13 protein-coding genes are annotated in these 17,121 nt (G+C 75.7%); 6 read left to right on the top strand and 7 right to left on the bottom strand.

Annotated features, from left to right (window positions below; genetic code table 11):
• Positions 1-62: 62 nt before the first annotated feature.
• The 4 genes from rpmA to CNX65_RS05905 all read right to left on the bottom strand — a co-directional run bounded on the left by rpmA (position 63) and on the right by CNX65_RS05905 (position 4,985).
• Complete coding sequence (rpmA, locus tag CNX65_RS05920) at positions 63-326, bottom strand: 50S ribosomal protein L27 (RefSeq protein WP_015800030.1); 264 nt, start codon at positions 324-326, stop codon at positions 63-65.
• A gap of 14 nt (positions 327-340) precedes the next feature.
• Positions 341-652: a 50S ribosomal protein L21 gene (rplU, locus tag CNX65_RS05915; RefSeq protein ID WP_015800029.1), complete on the bottom strand. Its 312-nt coding sequence runs from the start codon at positions 650-652 to the stop codon at positions 341-343.
• A 470-nt stretch (positions 653-1,122) separates the two neighbouring features.
• Positions 1,123-4,038, bottom strand: coding sequence for a translation initiation factor IF-2 N-terminal domain-containing protein (locus tag CNX65_RS05910; protein WP_096491857.1), 2,916 nt, complete (start codon positions 4,036-4,038; stop codon positions 1,123-1,125).
• 191 nt (positions 4,039-4,229) lie between these two features.
• Complete coding sequence (locus CNX65_RS05905; RefSeq protein WP_096491856.1) at positions 4,230-4,985, bottom strand: TIGR03936 family radical SAM-associated protein; 756 nt, start codon at positions 4,983-4,985, stop codon at positions 4,230-4,232.
• 243 nt (positions 4,986-5,228) lie between these two features.
• On the opposite strand from CNX65_RS05905, the gene CNX65_RS05900 reads away from it, so the two are divergent.
• From CNX65_RS05900 to CNX65_RS05875, 6 genes are all read left to right on the top strand, one after another.
• A complete protein-coding gene (locus tag CNX65_RS05900) occupies positions 5,229-6,950 on the top strand; it encodes a S8 family peptidase (RefSeq protein WP_096491855.1) in 1,722 nt (573 codons plus the stop codon).
• Positions 6,951-7,023: 73 nt separating this feature from the next.
• Positions 7,024-7,464, top strand: coding sequence for a hypothetical protein (locus CNX65_RS35165; protein WP_157767526.1), 441 nt, complete (start codon positions 7,024-7,026; stop codon positions 7,462-7,464).
• A complete protein-coding gene (locus CNX65_RS05890) occupies positions 7,461-8,369 on the top strand; it encodes an FAD:protein FMN transferase (RefSeq protein ID WP_232519714.1) in 909 nt (302 codons plus the stop codon). The genes CNX65_RS35165 and CNX65_RS05890 overlap by 4 nt, the downstream gene beginning before the upstream one ends.
• Positions 8,366-8,899, top strand: coding sequence for a ferric reductase-like transmembrane domain-containing protein (locus CNX65_RS05885; RefSeq protein WP_096491852.1), 534 nt, complete (start codon positions 8,366-8,368; stop codon positions 8,897-8,899). The genes CNX65_RS05890 and CNX65_RS05885 overlap by 4 nt, the downstream gene beginning before the upstream one ends.
• The gene (locus CNX65_RS05880; protein WP_177154530.1) at positions 8,896-10,011 is read left to right on the top strand and encodes an NADH-ubiquinone oxidoreductase-F iron-sulfur binding region domain-containing protein; all 1,116 of its coding nucleotides are present in this window, start codon (positions 8,896-8,898) and stop codon (positions 10,009-10,011) included. Before CNX65_RS05885 ends, CNX65_RS05880 begins: the two co-directional genes overlap by 4 nt.
• Entirely contained in the window at positions 10,008-10,292 is a 285-nt protein-coding gene (locus CNX65_RS05875) for a ferredoxin (RefSeq protein ID WP_232519713.1), read from the top strand. Before CNX65_RS05880 ends, CNX65_RS05875 begins: the two co-directional genes overlap by 4 nt.
• Here the strand turns inward: CNX65_RS05875 and CNX65_RS05870 are convergent.
• From CNX65_RS05870 to CNX65_RS05860, 3 genes are all read right to left on the bottom strand, one after another.
• Positions 10,264-13,623: an AAA family ATPase gene (locus CNX65_RS05870; RefSeq protein ID WP_177154529.1), complete on the bottom strand. Its 3,360-nt coding sequence runs from the start codon at positions 13,621-13,623 to the stop codon at positions 10,264-10,266. The genes CNX65_RS05875 and CNX65_RS05870 overlap by 29 nt on opposite strands.
• Before the next feature lie 562 nt (positions 13,624-14,185).
• Positions 14,186-14,737, bottom strand: a complete 552-nt coding sequence (locus CNX65_RS05865; RefSeq protein ID WP_096491849.1) for a sigma-70 family RNA polymerase sigma factor — start codon at positions 14,735-14,737, stop codon at positions 14,186-14,188.
• Between the two features lie 390 nt (positions 14,738-15,127).
• Positions 15,128-17,095 (bottom strand): TIGR03960 family B12-binding radical SAM protein, encoded by a 1,968-nt coding sequence (locus CNX65_RS05860; RefSeq protein ID WP_096491848.1) that lies wholly within the window; start codon positions 17,093-17,095, stop codon positions 15,128-15,130.
• Positions 17,096-17,121: the final 26 nt, after the last annotated feature.

Raw genomic sequence — 17,121 nt, 5'->3', positions numbered from 1 at the left:
GACGCCACTGGGCGCCGTGGTCCGCGTTTCAGCGGACACACGGCGCCCAGGTGGTACGAGAATCAGGCAGCGGCCTCGACCGGAACGATGTTCACGGTCTTGCGGCCACGCTTCGAGCCGAACTCCACCGCACCGGCGGACAGGGCGAACAGGGTGTCGTCCTTGCCGCGGCCGACGTTCACGCCGGGGTGGAACTTGGTGCCGCGCTGGCGGATGAGGATCTCACCGGCCTTGACGACCTGACCGCCGAACCTCTTCACACCCAGGTACTGGGGGTTGGAGTCACGGCCGTTGCGGGAGCTGGATGCACCCTTCTTGTGTGCCATGGCTAGTCAGATCCTCACTTACCGGTGATGCCGGTGACCTTGACGCGGGTCAGCTTCTGGCGGTGACCCTGGCGCTTGTGGTAGCCGGTCTTGTTCTTGAACTTGTGGATGCGGATCTTGGGGCCCTTGGTCTGCTCGACGACCTCGCCGGTCACCGAGATCTTCCCCAGGGCCTCCGCGTCCGCGGTGACGTCAGAGCCATCCACGACGAGCAGCGCCGCGAAGGTGATTTCGGTACCCGGAGTGCCATCGAGCTTCTCGACCTCGACGACGTCGCCGACAGCCACCTTGTACTGCTTGCCGCCGGTCTTGACGATCGCGTACATCGGGACGGAAGTCTCCTGCTACTCGACGGTGACGGGATCGCGCGCGCCACAGCTCCACGGTGTTGCGGTGGATCGGGCTTCGCACGACTGGGCCCGCCGGATGGCAAGCCATGCGATAGGTTACGTGGCGGTGGACCGCAGGGTCAAACCGGGGTGCGCGAGCACGGTCCGCGCAGGTCAGCGGGGGCGCGCCGGAGCGGCCACCGGACGCCGGGAGCGCGGCGCGAGGGCCGCGGGGGCGCCCGGAACGCGACACGACGATCGCAGGCCCGCCTGGCGCGCGACACGACGGTCGCAGGCCGCCGGGAGCGCGCCGCCGCACCGGGAGCTCAGCACACCGCCCTCAGGGCGCACGGGGAGCGCGGCGCGCGCACCGCAGCCACCACGCGCCCCCTGACCCGTGACAACGCGAACGCCGCCGGTCCCACCCCTCTGCGGGGCGGGACCGGCGGCGTTCGGGCGTTTCCTGCTCAGCTCTCCTTCGGCGGGCCCGCCGGGCGGGTCGCCGCGCGCCGGGAGACCCTGCGGCGGGTCGTGGTGGTCACCAGGGACTCCGCCTTCACCTCGGGCACGTGGCCGTTGGCGGAGGGCTCCACCGCGACCGGCTCGGGCTGCGGGGCCACCACGACCACGGGGGCCGGTGCGGCCTCCCTGGTCACCGCCGCGCCCGCCTCGCGCCGCACCGCGCGGCGCCGCTGGCGGCCACCCCGCTTGGCGGGCGCCTCGGCGTCCTCCGCCGCGGGCTCGGCCGGGGCCTCGGCGAACACCTCGGGCGCCACGGCCTCCGCCACGACGGCCGGGGCCTCGGGCTCAGCGGCGGCCGGGACCGACGGCTCGGCCGCGACCTCGGCGGCCGGGGCCTGCTCCTCGGCCTCGCGCTTCGCGGCGGCGCGCTCGGCGGCCTCCTGCTTGGCCGCTTCCTTCGCGGCCTCGCGGGCGGCCTGCCTGGCGGCCCTGCGGCCACCCGGACGGCGCTCCTGCACCTCGGGCTCCAGGTCGTGGTCCTGGGCGTCCGGGTGCTCGACGGGCGCCTCGGGCTCGGTCGCGGGGACCTGCTCGACCGGGGCGGCCTGCGCCTCGGCCTGCTGCTCGCCCGAGTCGCCGCCCTTGTTGCGCCGCGACTTCCGACCACCGCCGGACGACTGCTGGTTGCCCCCGGTGGAGCCGCCGTTCGAGCCGCCGCCGTGGGAGCCGCCGCCGTGCGAGTGCGCGGTCGGGTCGGTCGTGACGACCAGCCCGCGACCCCGGCAGTGCTCGCACGTGCTGCTGAACGCCTCAAGCAGCCCGGTGCCGACCCGCTTGCGGGTCATCTGCACGAGCCCCAGCGAGGTCACCTCGGCGACCTGGTGCCTGGTCCGGTCCCGGCCGAGGCACTCGGTGAGCCTGCGCAGCACCAGGTCCCGGTTGGACTCCAGCACCATGTCGATGAAGTCGATGACGATGATGCCGCCGACGTCGCGCAGCCTGAGCTGCCGGACGATCTCCTCGGCCGCCTCCAGGTTGTTCCTGGTGACCGTCTCCTCCAGGTTGCCACCGGATCCGGTGAACTTCCCGGTGTTGACGTCGATGACCGTCATGGCCTCGGTGCGGTCGATCACGAGGTAGCCGCCGGAGGGCAGCCAGACCTTGCGGTCCAGCGCCTTCATCAGCTGCTCGTCGATCCGGTACTCGCCGAACGCGTCGGAGTTGCCGACGTGCCGGTGCAGCCGGTCCTGCAGGTCCGGCGCGACGTGCCGCACGTAGCCGTCGATCGTGTCCCAGGCCTCGGAGCCCTGGACGACCAGGCCCGAGAAGTCCTCGGTGAACAGGTCGCGCACGACCTTGACCAGCAGGTCCGGCTCCTCGTAGAGCAGCTGCGGGGCCTGGGCCTTGGGCGTGGCGGCCTTGTCCTTGATGATCTGCCACTGCGCCTGCAGGCGGGTGACGTCGCGCGCCAGCTCCTCCTCGGCGACGCCCTCCGACGCGGTGCGGATGATCACGCCCGCGTCGTCGGGGACGACGCGCTTGAGGATGTCCTTGAGGCGCTTGCGCTCGTTGTCCGGCAGCTTGCGGCTGATGCCGGTCGCGCCGCCGCCGGGCACGTACACCAGGAAGCGGCCGGGCAGGCTGATCTGGGTGGTCAGGCGGGCGCCCTTGTGGCCGACCGGGTCCTTGGTGACCTGCACCAGGACGCTGTCGCCGCTGGACAGGGCCTGCTCGATCTTGCGGGCCTTGCCCTCAAGGCCTGCCGCGTCCCAGTCGACCTCGCCCGCGTAGAGCACCGCGTTGCGACCGCGGCCGATGTCGATGAACGCCGCCTCCATGCTGGGCAGCACGTTCTGCACCCGGCCGAGGTAGACGTTGCCGACCAGCGAGCCGGAGCCCGCGGACGTCACGAAGTGCTCGACGAGGACGCCGTCCTCCAGCACGCCGATCTGGGTGCGGTCGCCGCGCTCGCGCACGACCATGGTGCGCTCGACGGCCTCGCGGCGGGCCAGGAACTCGGCCTCGGAGAGCACGGGCGCGCGGCGGCGACCGGCCTCGCGGCCGTCCCTGCGGCGCTGGCGCTTGGCCTCCAGGCGGGTGGAGCCCCGGACGCTGCGCACCTCGTTCTGCGCGGCCTCGGAGTCCGCCCGGTCGTCGCGCGCGTCGCGGGTCTCGCGGACGTGCACGACCGTGTTCGGCGGGTCGTCCTCGTTCGGCGCGGACTCGTCGTCGGCGCCGGACTTGCGACGGCGGCGGCGACGGCGGCGACGGCTGCCGCCGCCCTCCTCCTCGTCGTCGGACGCGTCGGCGGCGGGCTCGTCGGCCTCGGGCTCGGCCTCGGCGGCCGGGGCCTGGTCGACCTCCTCGGCGGACTCGTCCTGGTTGTCCTCGACGCCCTTGCCGCGACCGCGACCGCGACGGCCGCGGCGGCGGCGGCGGCGGCCGTCGCCATCGCCGTCGGCGTCGTCGGACGCGTCGGCGTGCTGGTCGTCGGCCTCGTCGTCCTCGTCCTCGGGCTCCGCCCTGGTGACGGGCACCGCGGTGGTCGCGACCGGCGTCGGCGGCAGGAACATCGCCGACGGCGGGGCGAACAGCGGTGTGAGCGCCGCCACCTCGCGGGCGGGCACAGCCGCCTCCACCTCGGTGACGGTCAGCTCGTCGACGTCGCCGGTGACGATGTCGTCCCAGTTCAGCAGGCTCTCGCCGACCTTGATCGCGAGGTCCCTGGTGACGCTCGACTGGGCGCTGCGCACCGTCTCGCCGAGATCGGCGAGCGCGGCCAGCACGTCCTTGCTGGTCGTGCCGAGCAGCTTCGCCAGGGCGTGCACCCGCAGCTTGGCGGGCAGGTCGGCGAGCGCCGGGTGTCCGGGTGTGGCGCTACCCCCGCCGGCGGGGCCGGCGGGCTTGTCCGTGTTCGACATGCAACTCCTCCGCCCCCGGGCGCGTCATGGTTGGAAGTGACGCGGCCGCGCAGGGGCCTCTCTTGTCCGCTCTCCGCCGCGGCTGGCGGCGGGAATCCTTGCCTCGCGCTGCGCGCGCACCACTGTCGGCACGCGGCACAGCAGGTCCTGTCCCGGTCGACGACGCCGTCAGCGCCGCTCACGGCGCCGGGTCAGCCCTCCTCCACCGCCACCCTGTCCAGGGCGAGCGGGTCGACCAGGCCGCCTTCGTCGTCGAGCCGCCCCTGCGCCATCCGGGTCGCCTTCGCGGGGACCGGCGGAACGAGGTCGGCGACGACTCCGAGCGCGCTCAGCACGTCGTCGGGTCGCACGGTAGGGGTTAGCTGCCGCACGACCATGACAAGTATCCCACACGGAAGTGACAAACCCCCTGCATCGTGTTCCGCGTCGCTCGAAGGGGCTTCGCCCGAAGCGGGCCCGGCGACCGACGCGGTGACCACGGCGGGGCGCACGTCGATCATCCTCTTGCCGTTCTTGGTGAGCCGCTCGACCTCGACCGACTCGGCCGCGAGCAGGGCGGACACCGCTTCGGACAACCGTTCGGGGTCCACGCCGGGCAGCTCCACGCGCCAGGCGCTCGCCTCGATGCGCTCGGTCAGCGACCCCCCTCCGGCCTGCACCACCTCGAGCACGTCGAGCCCCGGCGGCATGGCCCGGTCGAGCTCGGCGCGCAGCGCCTCGGGGTCGACCGCGTCGACGACGGACACCTCCACGTACTCGGCCTCGCTGGCCACCCCGGTCGGCGCGGCGCCCACCCACGACACCTTCGGGTGAGGGCTGAAGCCCTGGGAGTAGGCCATGGGCACGCCCGCTCGGCGCAGCGCGCGCTCGAAGGTGCGGGCCACGTCGCGGTGCGACGTGAACCGGAGCCTGCCGCGCTTGGCGTAGCGCACGCGCAGCTTCTGCACCGCGGCGGCGGACGGGTTGGGTTGTTGCTGGCGGCTCAGTGCTGCTCCCCATGTGATCTCCGCCGGGGTACGCGCCCAGGCGGTCCACGCTGCGTACTCCACCGGACGGTACAGCGCCGCCCGCGGAGCCCGTTGCGCTTGTCTGCGTCGTCCCGTCTGGATACCGTCCGGCACCAGAGGTCAACCCCCGGTCAACTTGTTATCCGCCCCACCCCGCTCCCGAGCCCAGTCTGGAGGTCCCCGGTGCCCCTGCTCCGCCGCGCCCGAGCCGCAGCGGTCAGCGCCGCGCTGCTCGCGACCGGTCTCGCCGCGGCCCCGTCCGCCTCCGCGTCGGCGCACCCCGCCGACGGCGCGGGTCAGGCCGGTCCGGCCGCGCCGGGGTGCGTCCAGACGGGGCGCGAGCTGCGCTACCTGGTGGTCTTCGACCGGGGCACGAGCGAGCCGCTGGCCTCGGCCGAGGTGGGCGCCGCGTGCGGGCGGGTCGAGGCGTACCACCCGCAGATCGCGGTGGCCGTCGCGACCTCGACCGATCCCGGCTTCGGGACCCGGATGGGCGATGACCGGGCGTACAGCGCGCAGGCTGAGGCGGTGAGCCGGACCAAGCGCAAGCCGGACGAGACCGCGCAGCTCAAGTCCGCCGTGCCGGAGACGGGCGACCTGACGGCGCAGCAGTGGGACATGGAGCTGGTCAACGCCGCCGCCGCGCACGCGGTGAGCACCGGCAGCCGCGACGTGGTGGTCGGCGTGCTCGACTCGGGCGTGGACCCGGACCACCCCGACCTGGTCGGGGCGCTGGACCCGGAGCTGTCGGCGGGCTGCACGAGCGGCGTGGCCGACCCGGCGCGGGCGTCCTGGTCGCCGACGACCTCGCCGCACGGCACGCACGTGGCGGGCACCATCGCGGCGGCCGACGACGGGCGGGGCACCACGGGCGTCGCGCCGGGCGTGCGGATCGCGTCGGTGAAGGTCGTGGACGACGAAGGGTTCATCTACCCGGAGTACGCGGTGTGCGGGTTCATGTGGGCCGCGACGCGGGGCATGGCCGTCACGAACAACAGCTACTACATCGACCCGTGGGTGTTCACCTGCCGGGACCAGGGCGGCCAGTCCGTGGTGCACGAGGCGGTGCGGCGCGCGGTGGACTACGCGGCGGACCGGGGCGTGCTGAGCGTGGCGGCGGCGGGCAACGAGGGCGCCGACCTGACCAGGCCCGGTCGGGACGCGCTGAGCCCGACGAACGCGGCGGCCAGGCCGAGGCCCGTGGACAGCTCGTGCCTGGTGCTGCCCGCGCAGCTGCGCAACGTGGTGGCGGTGTCGTCGGTGGGCTCGTCGAAGGTGAAGGCCGGGTACAGCTCGTACGGGCTGGGCGCGGTGGACCTGACCGGGCCGGGCGGGGACCGCAAGCAGCCCGCGGACGACGGCGTGCCGGGGTGCGTGCTGTCGACGGTGCCGTCGGGCTACGACTACTCGTGCGGCACGTCGATGGCGGTGCCGCACGTGTCCGGGGTGGCGGCGCTGCTGGCGTCGGGGCACCCGGAGGCCTCGCCCGCCGAGCTGACGAAGATGCTGGGCGAGCAGGCGGAGACGCTGCCGTGCCCGGCGGACTACGACCTGAACGGCACGGGCGCGCAGGACGGCTACTGCACCGGGTACTCCGAGTACAACGGGTTCTACGGGCACGGGTTGGTGGACGCCGAGGCGGCGGTGAGGTCGCCGCTGACCGGGGTCGGCGGGCCCGCGGGCGGCGCCCCTGGGCAGACCGGGTCGGGGCAGGCGGGTTCGGGGCAGGCGGGCTCGGGGTCGGGCCAGGGCGGCTCGGGGCAGGCCGGTGCGGGCCAGGGCGGCTCGGGGCAGGCGGGCTCGGGCGAGTCGGGGCCGGTGCGGGCCGGGGGTTCGGGCGAGCGGACCGAGGCCGGTGGCGCGGGGACCGGGAGCGGGACGGGCAAGGCCGCCACCATCGGGTGAACTATGGCCTGGCCAGGGTTCTTCCGGGCCCGCTCACAGCGCGTTCATAGCTTTTCGGCGCACTCTCTGCGCCATGGACGACCCTCAGGACCGCGCGGCGCGCGGCGCCCGCCGGAACGCGGCCCGGCGCCGGGTGGCCGGTGTCACCTGGGCCGCGGGCGTCGGCGCGACCGCGCTGGCCGCCGCGCTCGCCGCGGTGCTGCCCTCGGGCGCGACCGCAGGCTCTGCGACCACCGGCTCCGCGACCGCGGGCGGACCCGGCGCGATCGGCTCCGGACCGGCGGGAACGGGCTCGGCGGGTAGCGGCCCTGCGGAGTACGGCACTGCGGAGTACGGCACTGCGGAGTACGGCACTGCGGGATACAGCTCTGCGGGACACGGCTCTGCTGGTCATGGCGCTGCGGGACACGGCGCTGCGGACACCGGCGCGACCGGTCGGCGCGGGCTCGACTGGGGTGGCGCGGCGCCCGAGCCCGGCCGGGGCCGCGCGCACACCGGCACGGGGGCGTCGTGAGGACCGCCGTGTTCCCCGCGCTCGGCACCACGGCCGTCGTCGTGCTCGGCGACGGGCCGCTGGCCGAGGCGGAGGCCCTGGTCAGGGCCGAGGTGCGGGCGGTGGACGAGGCGTGCAGCCGGTTCAGGGCGGACTCGGAGATCAGCGCGGTGCACCGGGCGGCCGGGCGCACGGTCGAGGTGTCGCCGCTGCTGGCGGAGGCGGTCGGCACGGCGCTGCGGGCGGCGGAGCTGACCGGCGGGCTGGTCGACCCGACCGTGGGCACGGCGCTGTGCGCGCTGGGCTACGACCGGGACTTCGCGCAGGTCAGGCGGATCGACCCGCGCCCGGTGGAGCCGGTGCCCGCGCCGGGCTGGTGGCGGGTGGGCCTCGACGCGGCCGGATCGCGGCTGGTCGTGCCGCGCGGGGTGCTGCTGGACCTGGGGGCGACGGCGAAGGCGCTGTGCGCGGACCGGGCGGCGCGCGCGGTGTCGGCGGCGCTGGGCTGCGGGGTGCTGGTGTCGCTGGGCGGGGACCTGGCCACCGCCGGAACTCCACCCGAAGGTGGCTGGCACATAGGCGTGGGTGACGACCACGTGGGGCTCGCGTCGCAGATCGTGACGATCCGGTCGGGTGGGCTGGCCACGTCGGGCACGGTGCGGCGGCGCTGGAAGCGCGCGGGCCGCGTGGTGCACCACATCGTCGACCCGCGCACCGGGGACGTGCCCGCGCCGTGCTGGCGGACGGCCAGCGTGGTGGCGGTGGACTGCGTGACGGGGAACACGGCGAGCACCGCCGCGGTGCTGCTGGGGGAGGACGCGCCCGCGTGGCTGGCCGAGCGGGGGCTGCACGCCCGGCTGGTCGGCGAGGACGGGCGGGTCGTGGAGGTCGGTGGCTGGCCCGCCGAGGGGAGGAGCGCGGCGTGAGCGAGGAGGCGCTGTGGTTCGCGGGCCGGGCCACCGGCCTGGTGTCGCTGGTGCTGCTGACGGCGGTGGTGGTCCTGGGCGTGCTGGGGGTGCGGCGGGTCGCGTCGGCGCGCTGGCCCCGGTTCGCGGTGAGCGACCTGCACCGCAGGGTGTCGCTGCTGGCGGTGGCGTTCCTGGCGGTGCACGTGGGCGCGGCGGTGGCTGGCGGGCACGTGGACGTCCCGGCGGTCGCGGCGCCGTTCGCCTCCGGCCACCGGCCGGTGGCGGTCGGGCTGGGCGCGGTGGCGCTGGACCTGCTGGTGGCGGTGCTGCTGACCAGCGCGCTGCGCACGCGGCTGCCGCACCGGGTGTGGCGGGCGGTGCACTGGGCCGGGTACGCGCTGTGGCCGGTGGCGCTGGCGCACGGGCTGCTGCTGGCGGACGTGGACAGCGGGGTGCTGCCGGTGGTGCTGCTGGACGTGCTGTGCCTGGCGGCGGTGGGGATCTCGGTGGCGTGGCGGGTGGCCGCGCCGAGGAAGGCCGCGGTGTGACCGCGGTGGGCGCGGCCCGCAAGCTCCCCGAGCGGGCGCTGGGGCTGGCGGGGCACCTGGAGGCGCACGGGCCGCTGCGGTTCCCGCCGGACCGGGAGGCGTTCGTGGCGGGGCTGGCGGCGGCGGGGCTGGTCGGCCGGGGCGGCGGCGGGTTCCCCGCGCACCTGAAGGCGGCCTCGGTGGTCGGGGCCCGCGTGGTGGTGGCGAACGGGTGCGAGGGCGACCCGCTCAGCGGCAAGGACCGGGCCCTGCTGGAGCGGGCCCCGCACCTGGTGCTGGACGGGCTGGTGGTGACGGCGGCGGCGGTCGGCGCGCCGGACGCGGTGGTGGCGGCGCACGACGCGCCGGACGGGTTGCTGCGGGCGCTGGCCGAGCGGACCGGGGACCCGGTGCCGGTGCGGCTGGTGCTCGTGCCCGGCGGGTACGTGGCGAGCGAGGAGTCGGCGCTGGCGAACTTCCTGCTCACGGGCCGGGCGCTGCCGGTGGTGGCGCCGCCGCGACCGGCGGGGCGCGGGGTGCTGGTGCACAACGCGGAGACGCTGGCGGACGTGGCGCTGGTGGCCCGGTGGGGTGGCGACGGGTACCGGGAGCGGGCGACGCGGCTGGTGACGGTGGCCGGTGACGTGCGGGAGCCGGGGGTGCGCGAGGCGCCGATCGGGGCGACCGCCGAGCAGCTCGTGGAGCTGGCGGGCGGCGGGACCGAGGAGCTGTCGGCGCTGCTGGTCGGCGGGTGTGGCGGGCGGTGGGTGCGGCCGGGGGCGACGCCGGTGACCGGGACGGCCGTGGTGGCGGCGCTGGGCGCGTCCGCGTGCGGGGTCCGGGAGACCGCGCGGGTGCTGGCCTGGCTGGCCGGGGAGAGCACCGGCCGGTGCGGGCCCTGCCGCTTCGGGCTGCCGTCGATCGCGGAGGACTTCGCCGCGCTGAGCGGGTCCGGCGGGCTGAGCGGGTCGGGCGCGCCGGACGGGGCGGCGCCGGGACGGTTGCCGCTGCTCGCGGGTCGGGGGGCGTGCGCGCACCCGGACGGGGCGGTGCGGCTGGCGGCGAGCGCGCTGGAGGTGTTCGCGGACGAGGTGCGCGCGCACCTCGCGGGCGGGTGCGGGGGCGCGCGGTGAACCGGGCGGCGGGGCGGGACGGGCTGCGGCTGGTGGTGGACCCGGTGGCCTGCGACGGGCACGGGCTGTGCGCCGAACTGCTGCCGGAGGCGGTCGACCTGGACGAGTGGGGCTACCCGGTGCTGCCGCGGGGCCCGCTGCCCCCCGGCCTGCTGGGGCGGGCCGGGCGGGCGGTGGCGGCGTGCCCGGCGCTGGCGCTGCGGCTGGTGGACGTGGAGCCGGTCGCGCGGGGGTGGGGCCCCTCAGCCGGGGTCACCCTGCCGGGGGAACCTGTGGGGTGAGGGCGGCGGGCAGGTCGGCGCGGCCCGCGATGCCGAGCTTGCGGTAGGCCCCGGACAGGTGCAGCTCGACGGTGCGCCGGGTGAGGAAGAGCGCCTCGGCGATCTGCCGGTTCGTCAGGCCTTGCGCGGCCATGCCCGCGACCCGGACCTCCTGCCTGGTCAGGCCGTGCTCGGTGCCCTGGGCGGCGGGCGGCTCGCAGGCTCGCAGCTCCTCGCCCGCGCGCGCGATGAGCGGTTTGGCCTCGCAGTCCGCGCTCAGCTCCACGGCCCGCCGCAGGTGCGGGATGGCCCGCTCCGGCCTGCCGCGCCTGCGCAGCCGCGCGCCCAGCTCGCACAGCGCCTCGGCCAGCGCGAGCCGGGCGGTGGTGCCCCGCAGGTGCTGGACGGCCTGGGCGAGCGCGCGGGTCCCGGCATCGTCCTCGCTGGTCAGGCCCACCGCGAGCAGCGCGGCGCCGAGCGCCCTCGGGGTGCCCCAGCGGCGGGCGACCGCCAGCTCCTCCCCGGCGAGCCGCGCCGCCTGGTCGCGGCGGCCCAGCGCGAGCAGGGCGCGCACCGCCAGCGGTCGCCACGGCAGCAGCGGCGCCGACCCGAGCTGGGCGGCGGCCAGCCTCCTGCCGCACTCGCGCGCGTCGGTCAGCGCGCCCTCGGCGTCACCGCCCGCGAGCTTGAGCCTGCCGCGCGCCCACAGGGTGGTGTTGTGGCCGAACACCTCGGGCAGCCGGTCGGTGAGGCCGTGCTTGGCCAGCAGCTCGCGCGCCTCGTCGAACCGGCCGAGGTCGACCAGCGCCTCGGTGAGCCTGGCCGCGCAGAGCACCGCCATCGGGCAGTCCTCGACCGGGCCTGCCCACTCCCCCGCGTCGGCGGGCCGGTCGCCCGGCCGGTCGCGCGGCGGGGCGCTCTGCTCGGCGAACAGCCGCAGCTGCCACTTCAGGAAGGTGGTGGCGCGCACGAGGTCGCCGGTGGCCAGGTGGTGCAGGCCCTGGGCGAGCGCGAGCGCCGCGCCCCGGTCGAGGTGGTGGTCGCGGGGTTCGGCGCGGGAGCCGAGCGCGTGCCGCAGCCCCTCGGACAGCCGGGGCGAGTCGGCCAGGAAGCAGGTGGCGACGGCGAACGCGAACGGCCGGGTGAGCACCTCGGTGTCCGGTCCGGTCAGCGCCAGCTCGGCGTGACCGGCGGCCCGCGCCGCCGAGTCGCCGCGCAGGGCGTGGCCGAGCGCGAGCAGGGCGGAGCGGGTCTGCCGCAGCTCGGGCGACGTGGGCGGCTCGGCCTCCAGCTCGCGCAGCAGGGCGCCCGCGCGCAGCGCGAGGCCGGGGTTGTTGCCCGCGCCCGCGAGGAAGCACAGGGCGCGCAGCCGCCACGAGCGGTCGTGGTCGGCGGGACCGAGCCTGGCGACCAGCTGCGGTCCGAGGGCGAGGGCGAACCGGGCGTCGACCGGGCGGCACAGCCGCAGCAGCAGCTGGGCGGCTTGGTCGGCGGCGAGGCCGGTGTCGTCGGCGAGGACGAGGCTCTCGCGCAGCAGCGACGCGCCTTCCGCAGGGTCGGCGAGGAACACCGCGTGCACCAGCTCCAGGCGGGCGCCCAGGCGCTCGGCGGGCGCGGCGCGCTCCCGCAGCGCGCGCTCCAGGCAGGCGCGGGCCTCGACCGGGTCGCCCGCGCGCAGCGCCGAGCGGGCGGCCTCGCGCAGCACCGGGACGCCCCAGGGCAGCGGCACGTCGTGGGCCTGGCGCAGGTGCGCGGCGACCCTCCTGGCGGGTTCCCCGGCCTCGGCCAGCGCCGAGGCGGCGCGGGCGTGGTCGGCGGCGCGGGTGGCGACCGGCAGGTCGGCGAGCACGCAGGCCCGCAGGTAGGGGTGGTTGAAGGCGAGCGGGGTGCCGTCGCGGAGCAGGCGCAGCCGGACCAGGGCGTCGACCAGGGCGAGCACCTCGCGGTGCTCGACACCGGCCAGCTCGGCGACCCGGTCGACGGTGGCGTCCTCGCCGAGGACGGCGGTCGCCCGCACCACCTCGGCCGCGCCGGGGCGGACCCGCAGGCGCAGGCGCAGCAGCTCCCCCAGCTCGGGCGCGGCGAGCGCGGGGACCCCGGCGGGGTCGAGGGCGGTCGGGTCCAGGGCGGTCGGGTCCAGGGCGGTCGGGTCCAGGGCGGTGGGACCGGAGCCAAACGCGGCGGAGCCGAACCCGGCCGGGACGAGCGCGGCGACGTCGAAGGCGGCGGACGGGCCGGGATCGAACCCGGCCGGGTCGAACTCGGCGGGGGTGAACCCCGCGCGGCCCGGTGACGGGGCGCCGGGGCCGCCGGAAGCCGGGCCCCCTCGCCGCTGGTGGCGCCGGGAGGCGTGGTGCTCCGGCGACGTGACGCCGGAAACCGGGGCTCCCTGGCCTGATCCGGGATCGGCGGGGCTCCGGACGGCGTCGCCGGACGCGGCACCGCCCTGGGTGGCACCGCCCTGGGAGGCGCTGCCTGCGCTGGAACGACCGCGGGCCGCAGACCCGGAGACGGGGTCACCCCCGGCGGTGTCCCCCGGACCGGGGCGACCGGAGCTGTCCGCGCCGGAACGGCCGGGCGCCGGGGCCACGGGACCTGCGGGGCCCGCGGTGCGGGCGGTCCGGGCCTTCGGTCCGAGGGCCGCTCGGGTGCGCAGGACCGCGACCAGGGACTCCAGCAGTCTGGGGTTGCCCGCCGTGGCCTCGTGGACCGCCGCGGCCAGGCCCTCGGGGAGGGGTGCGGGCAGCGCGCCCGCCAGCAGGTCGGCGACCGCGTCGGGGGCCAGGCGGGGCAGGCGCAGCAGGTGGTGGTCCTCGGGCAGCAGCTCGGACAGCAGCAGGTCGGCGGCGGGCGGTTGGCCCGTGGCCGAGGACAGCACGACCAGCAGGGGGCGGTCGCGGAGCCTGCGCAGCAGGTAGGCGAGGCAGCGCAGGGACCAGGCGTCGGCGGCGTGCGCGTCGTCGACCACGAGCAGCAGCGGGGCGCGCTCGACCGAGGCGCGCACCAGCTGCAGGAACGCCTCCAGCGAGGGCGCCACGTCGCCGGGGTTGTCCAGCAGGTCCTCGGCGAGCTGCCCGACGACGGCGCCGCGCAGCTCGCTCTCCAGCCGGGTGGCGACCGCCGACGCGGCGGTGAAGCCCAGGTCGCGGGCCTGCGCGGCGACCTCGGCCAGCAGCGCGGACTTGCCGGAGCCGAACTCGCCGTCCACCAGCACCCCGACGGTGCGCCCGGCCGACGCGGCGCGCAGCAGCGCCCGGAAGGCGCGCAGCTCTCCCGCCCTGCCGACCAGCGGCGGGCGGTGCGCGCCCCGCGTTCTCGGGTCCACCTGCCGCGCGGGGCTCGATGCGCTCACCTGTGGACTCCGTTCTGCGGCGTCGCGGCGGCGGGGAGCGGGCGGAGCACCACCGTATGGCATGTGTCCACCCCGGAGATCGCCACAGGCCCGGCGCGGGAACGGTGCAGGTCCAGCGCGGAGCCGGCGCGGGAACGACCCGAGCCCAGCGCAGAGCCGACGCAGGAAACGACCAAAGCCCAGCGCAGGGCTGGCGCAGGCACGGCGCAGGGCTGACGCAGAACCGGCGCAGGCCGTGCGCGGGACCGGCGCTGCCTGCCGGGAACCGGCGCGGGCGCTGCCCGGAACCGGGTTCCGGGCAGGGCCCGCCGCGGGCGGGCACCGAGAGCCGCGCCGGGACGCGGGCGGGATTTCCTTCGGTGCCCTCCGTAGAGACTTCCGGGGGCGCCTCCCCCCAGAATGGCCTGCGAACGGGCGGGCCGCGAAGCGCGGCCCGGACCGCCAAAACCGCGGAAGCATTTCCGCCGAGCGGGCTCTCCAGCGGGCTCCGATGAATTTCGGGGAGCGCCTCCGGCGGCGAGCGGAAATGCCGGTGAGTCGCGCGCGAATTACCCGGAGCAGCTCAGCGCGACTCCTCCATTGATCGGCGCAGGATCTTCATGGCGTGGTAGACGCGGGACTTCACGGTCCCTTCGGGAATGCCCAGCACGAGCGCCGCCTCGCGGACCGTCCGGCCGCGCACGTAGGTCTCGCAGATCGCTTCCCGGTGCTCGGCACCGAGCTTCCCGATGAGATCGGCGAGCACCATGCGGGACAGCCCCTGCTCGGTCCGGTCGGGCTCCAGGGCGACGTCGTCGCCGGTCAGCTCCACCTCCACGGGTCTGGCGCGACGCCCGCGCCAGTCGTCGATCACGATCCGGCGGGACACCGTCAGCAGCCAGCCCCGCAGCATCCTCGGGTCGCTGACCAGCTTTTCCGCGTTCCGCCACGCCCGGATCAGGGTCTCCTGGACGACGTCCTCCGCCCACTGCCGGTCGTTGCCGGTCAGCTTGAGCACGTGGGCCAGCAGGACCCCCTCGAACTGCGCGTAGAGGGTCGTCACCAACTCCTCGGCCCTGCTCCGCGCGGCGGCGCCCGACCGGGGCTCCACCCGCGTTCCGCCCGGTGAATTCATGGAGTGCGAACCTCCTGAGAGTTCGTGCGGCGGAAGGCGTGCCGAGCGTTGCGGGGTAACACGCCTGCGAAGTTGCGGAGACCACGTGAACGTACTACACGAGTACGTCTCGATCCAATAACCACGCCCCCTGTCCACGTCGTGGCCGCTTGTAGGGGAAGTGCGACTCGTGCATCACCGCGCGTTCCGCGAAGTACCGGTGATGCAGATCACACGTGCGACGTGAACCGCTCTTCCGGCGTCCGCCCCCGGTTCGCCGATGCGTATTGCCGACCAATACCGGGGTCGCCGAGGGGGCCGCGGACGCGCCGAGGGCGCGGACCCTTCGGTGGGTCCGCGCCCTCGGCGGCAGCGGTGGTGGCGTGGCGCCGACCGGATCGGCGCCGGTGGTCAGTGCTGGTGGGTCAGGGCGGGGTTGCGCACCGGCGAGCCGGTGCCCACCGGGGAGATCGGCAGCAGCGTCCGACCGGTCGGCCCCACCTCGATGTCGGTGCCCATCGCCGGGCACACGCCGCAGTCGAAGCACGGCGTCCACCGGCAGTCGTCCTGCTCGCGCTCGTCCAGGGCGTCCTGCCAGTCCGCCCAGAGCCACTCCTTGTCCAGCCCGGAGTCCAGGTGGTCCCAGGGCAGGACCTCCAGCTCCTCGCGCTCGCGGGTGGTGAACCACTCCAGGTCCACGCCCAGCGGCTCCAGCTCGGCCTTGGCCGCCTGCACCCAGCGCTCGTAGGAGAAGTGCTCGGACCAGCCGTCGAACCGGCCGCCCTCGCGCCACACCCGCTCGATGACCGCGCCGATCCGCCGGTCGCCGCGCGAGAGCAGCCCCTCGATCAGCGACGGCTGCCCGTCGTGGTAGCGCATCCCGATGTTGCGGCCCAGGTTCCGGTCCGAGTTGACCGCCTCGCGCAGCTTGCGCAGCCTGCGGTCCACGGTCTCCGGGTCGCACTGCCCGGCCCACTGGAACGGGGTGTGCGGCTTGGGCACGAACCCGCCGATGGAGATGGTGCAGCGCACGTCCTTGCGCCCGCTGGCCTCCCGACCGGCGCGGATGACGTTCTTGGCCATCTCGGCGATCTGCAGCACGTCGTCGTCGGTCTCGGTCGGCAGGCCGCACATGAAGTACAGCTTCACCTGCCGCCAGCCCGCCGCGAACGCCGCGCTGACCGTCCGGATCAGGTCCTCCTCCGACACCATCTTGTTGATGACGCGGCGGATGCGCTCGCTGCCGCCCTCGGGGGCGAAGGTCAGGCCCGAGCGGCGGCCGTTGCGGGAGAGCTCGTTGGCCAGGTCGATGTTGAAGGCGTCCACCCGCGTGCTGGGCAGCGACAGGCTGGTGTTGGTGCCCTCGTACCGGTCGGCCAGGCCCTTGGTGACCTCGGCGATCTCGGAGTGGTCCGCGCTGGAGAGCGAGAGCAGGCCGACCTCCTCGAAGCCGGTCGCCTCCAGGCCGCGCTGCACCATCGCGCCGATGCCCTCGATCGAGCGCTCGCGCACCGGGCGGGTGATCATGCCCGCCTGGCAGAAGCGGCAGCCGCGCGTGCAGCCCCGGAAGATCTCCACGCTCATCCGCTCGTGCACGCTCTCGGCGAGCGGCACCAGCGGCTGCTTCGGGTACGGCCAGGCGTCCAGGTCCATCGTGGTGCGCTTGAACACCCGGTAGGGGACCCGCTCGCGGTTGGGCACGACGCGCTGGATGCGGCCGTCCGGCAGGTACTCCACGTCGTAGAACCGGGGCACGTACACGCCGCCGGTCTCGGCCAGCCTGGTCAGGATCTCGTCCCGCCCGCCGGGGCGGCCCTCGGCCTTCCAGGCGCGGACGATGTCGGTGATCTCCAGGACCGCCTCCTCGCCGTCGCCGAGCACGGCGGCGTCGACGAAGCGGGAGATCGGCTCGGGGTTGAACGCGGCGTGCCCACCGGCCACCACGATCGGGTGGTCCTCGGTGCGGTCGGCGGCGTGCACGGGCACGCCCGCCAGGTCGAGCGCGGTCAGCAGGTTCGTGTAGCCCAGCTCGGTCGAGAAGCTGACGCCGAGCAGGTCGAACGCGCCGACCGGCCGGTGGGAGTCCACGGTGAACTGGGGGACGCGGTGCTCGCGCATGAGCGCTTCCAGGTCCGGCCAGACCGCGTAGGTGCGCTCGGCCAGGACGTCCGGCTGCTCGTTGAGCACCTCGTAGAGGATCATGACGCCCTGGTTGGGCAGCCCGACCTCGTAGGCGTCCGGGTACATCAGGGCCCACCGCACCGCGGCGGAGTCCCAGTCCTTGGTGGTGGCGTTCAGCTCCCCGCCGACGTACTGCACCGGCTTGGAGACCCTGGGGAGCAGGGGCTCCAGCAAGGGGAAAACAGAGTCGACGCTCACAACCGACCAGGGTAACCGAGCCCTTG

It is taken from the genome of Actinosynnema pretiosum, assembly GCF_002354875.1.
GTDB classification, from domain to species: domain Bacteria; phylum Actinomycetota; class Actinomycetes; order Mycobacteriales; family Pseudonocardiaceae; genus Actinosynnema; species Actinosynnema auranticum.
This window is presented reverse-complemented; position numbering and strand designations above follow the sequence as displayed.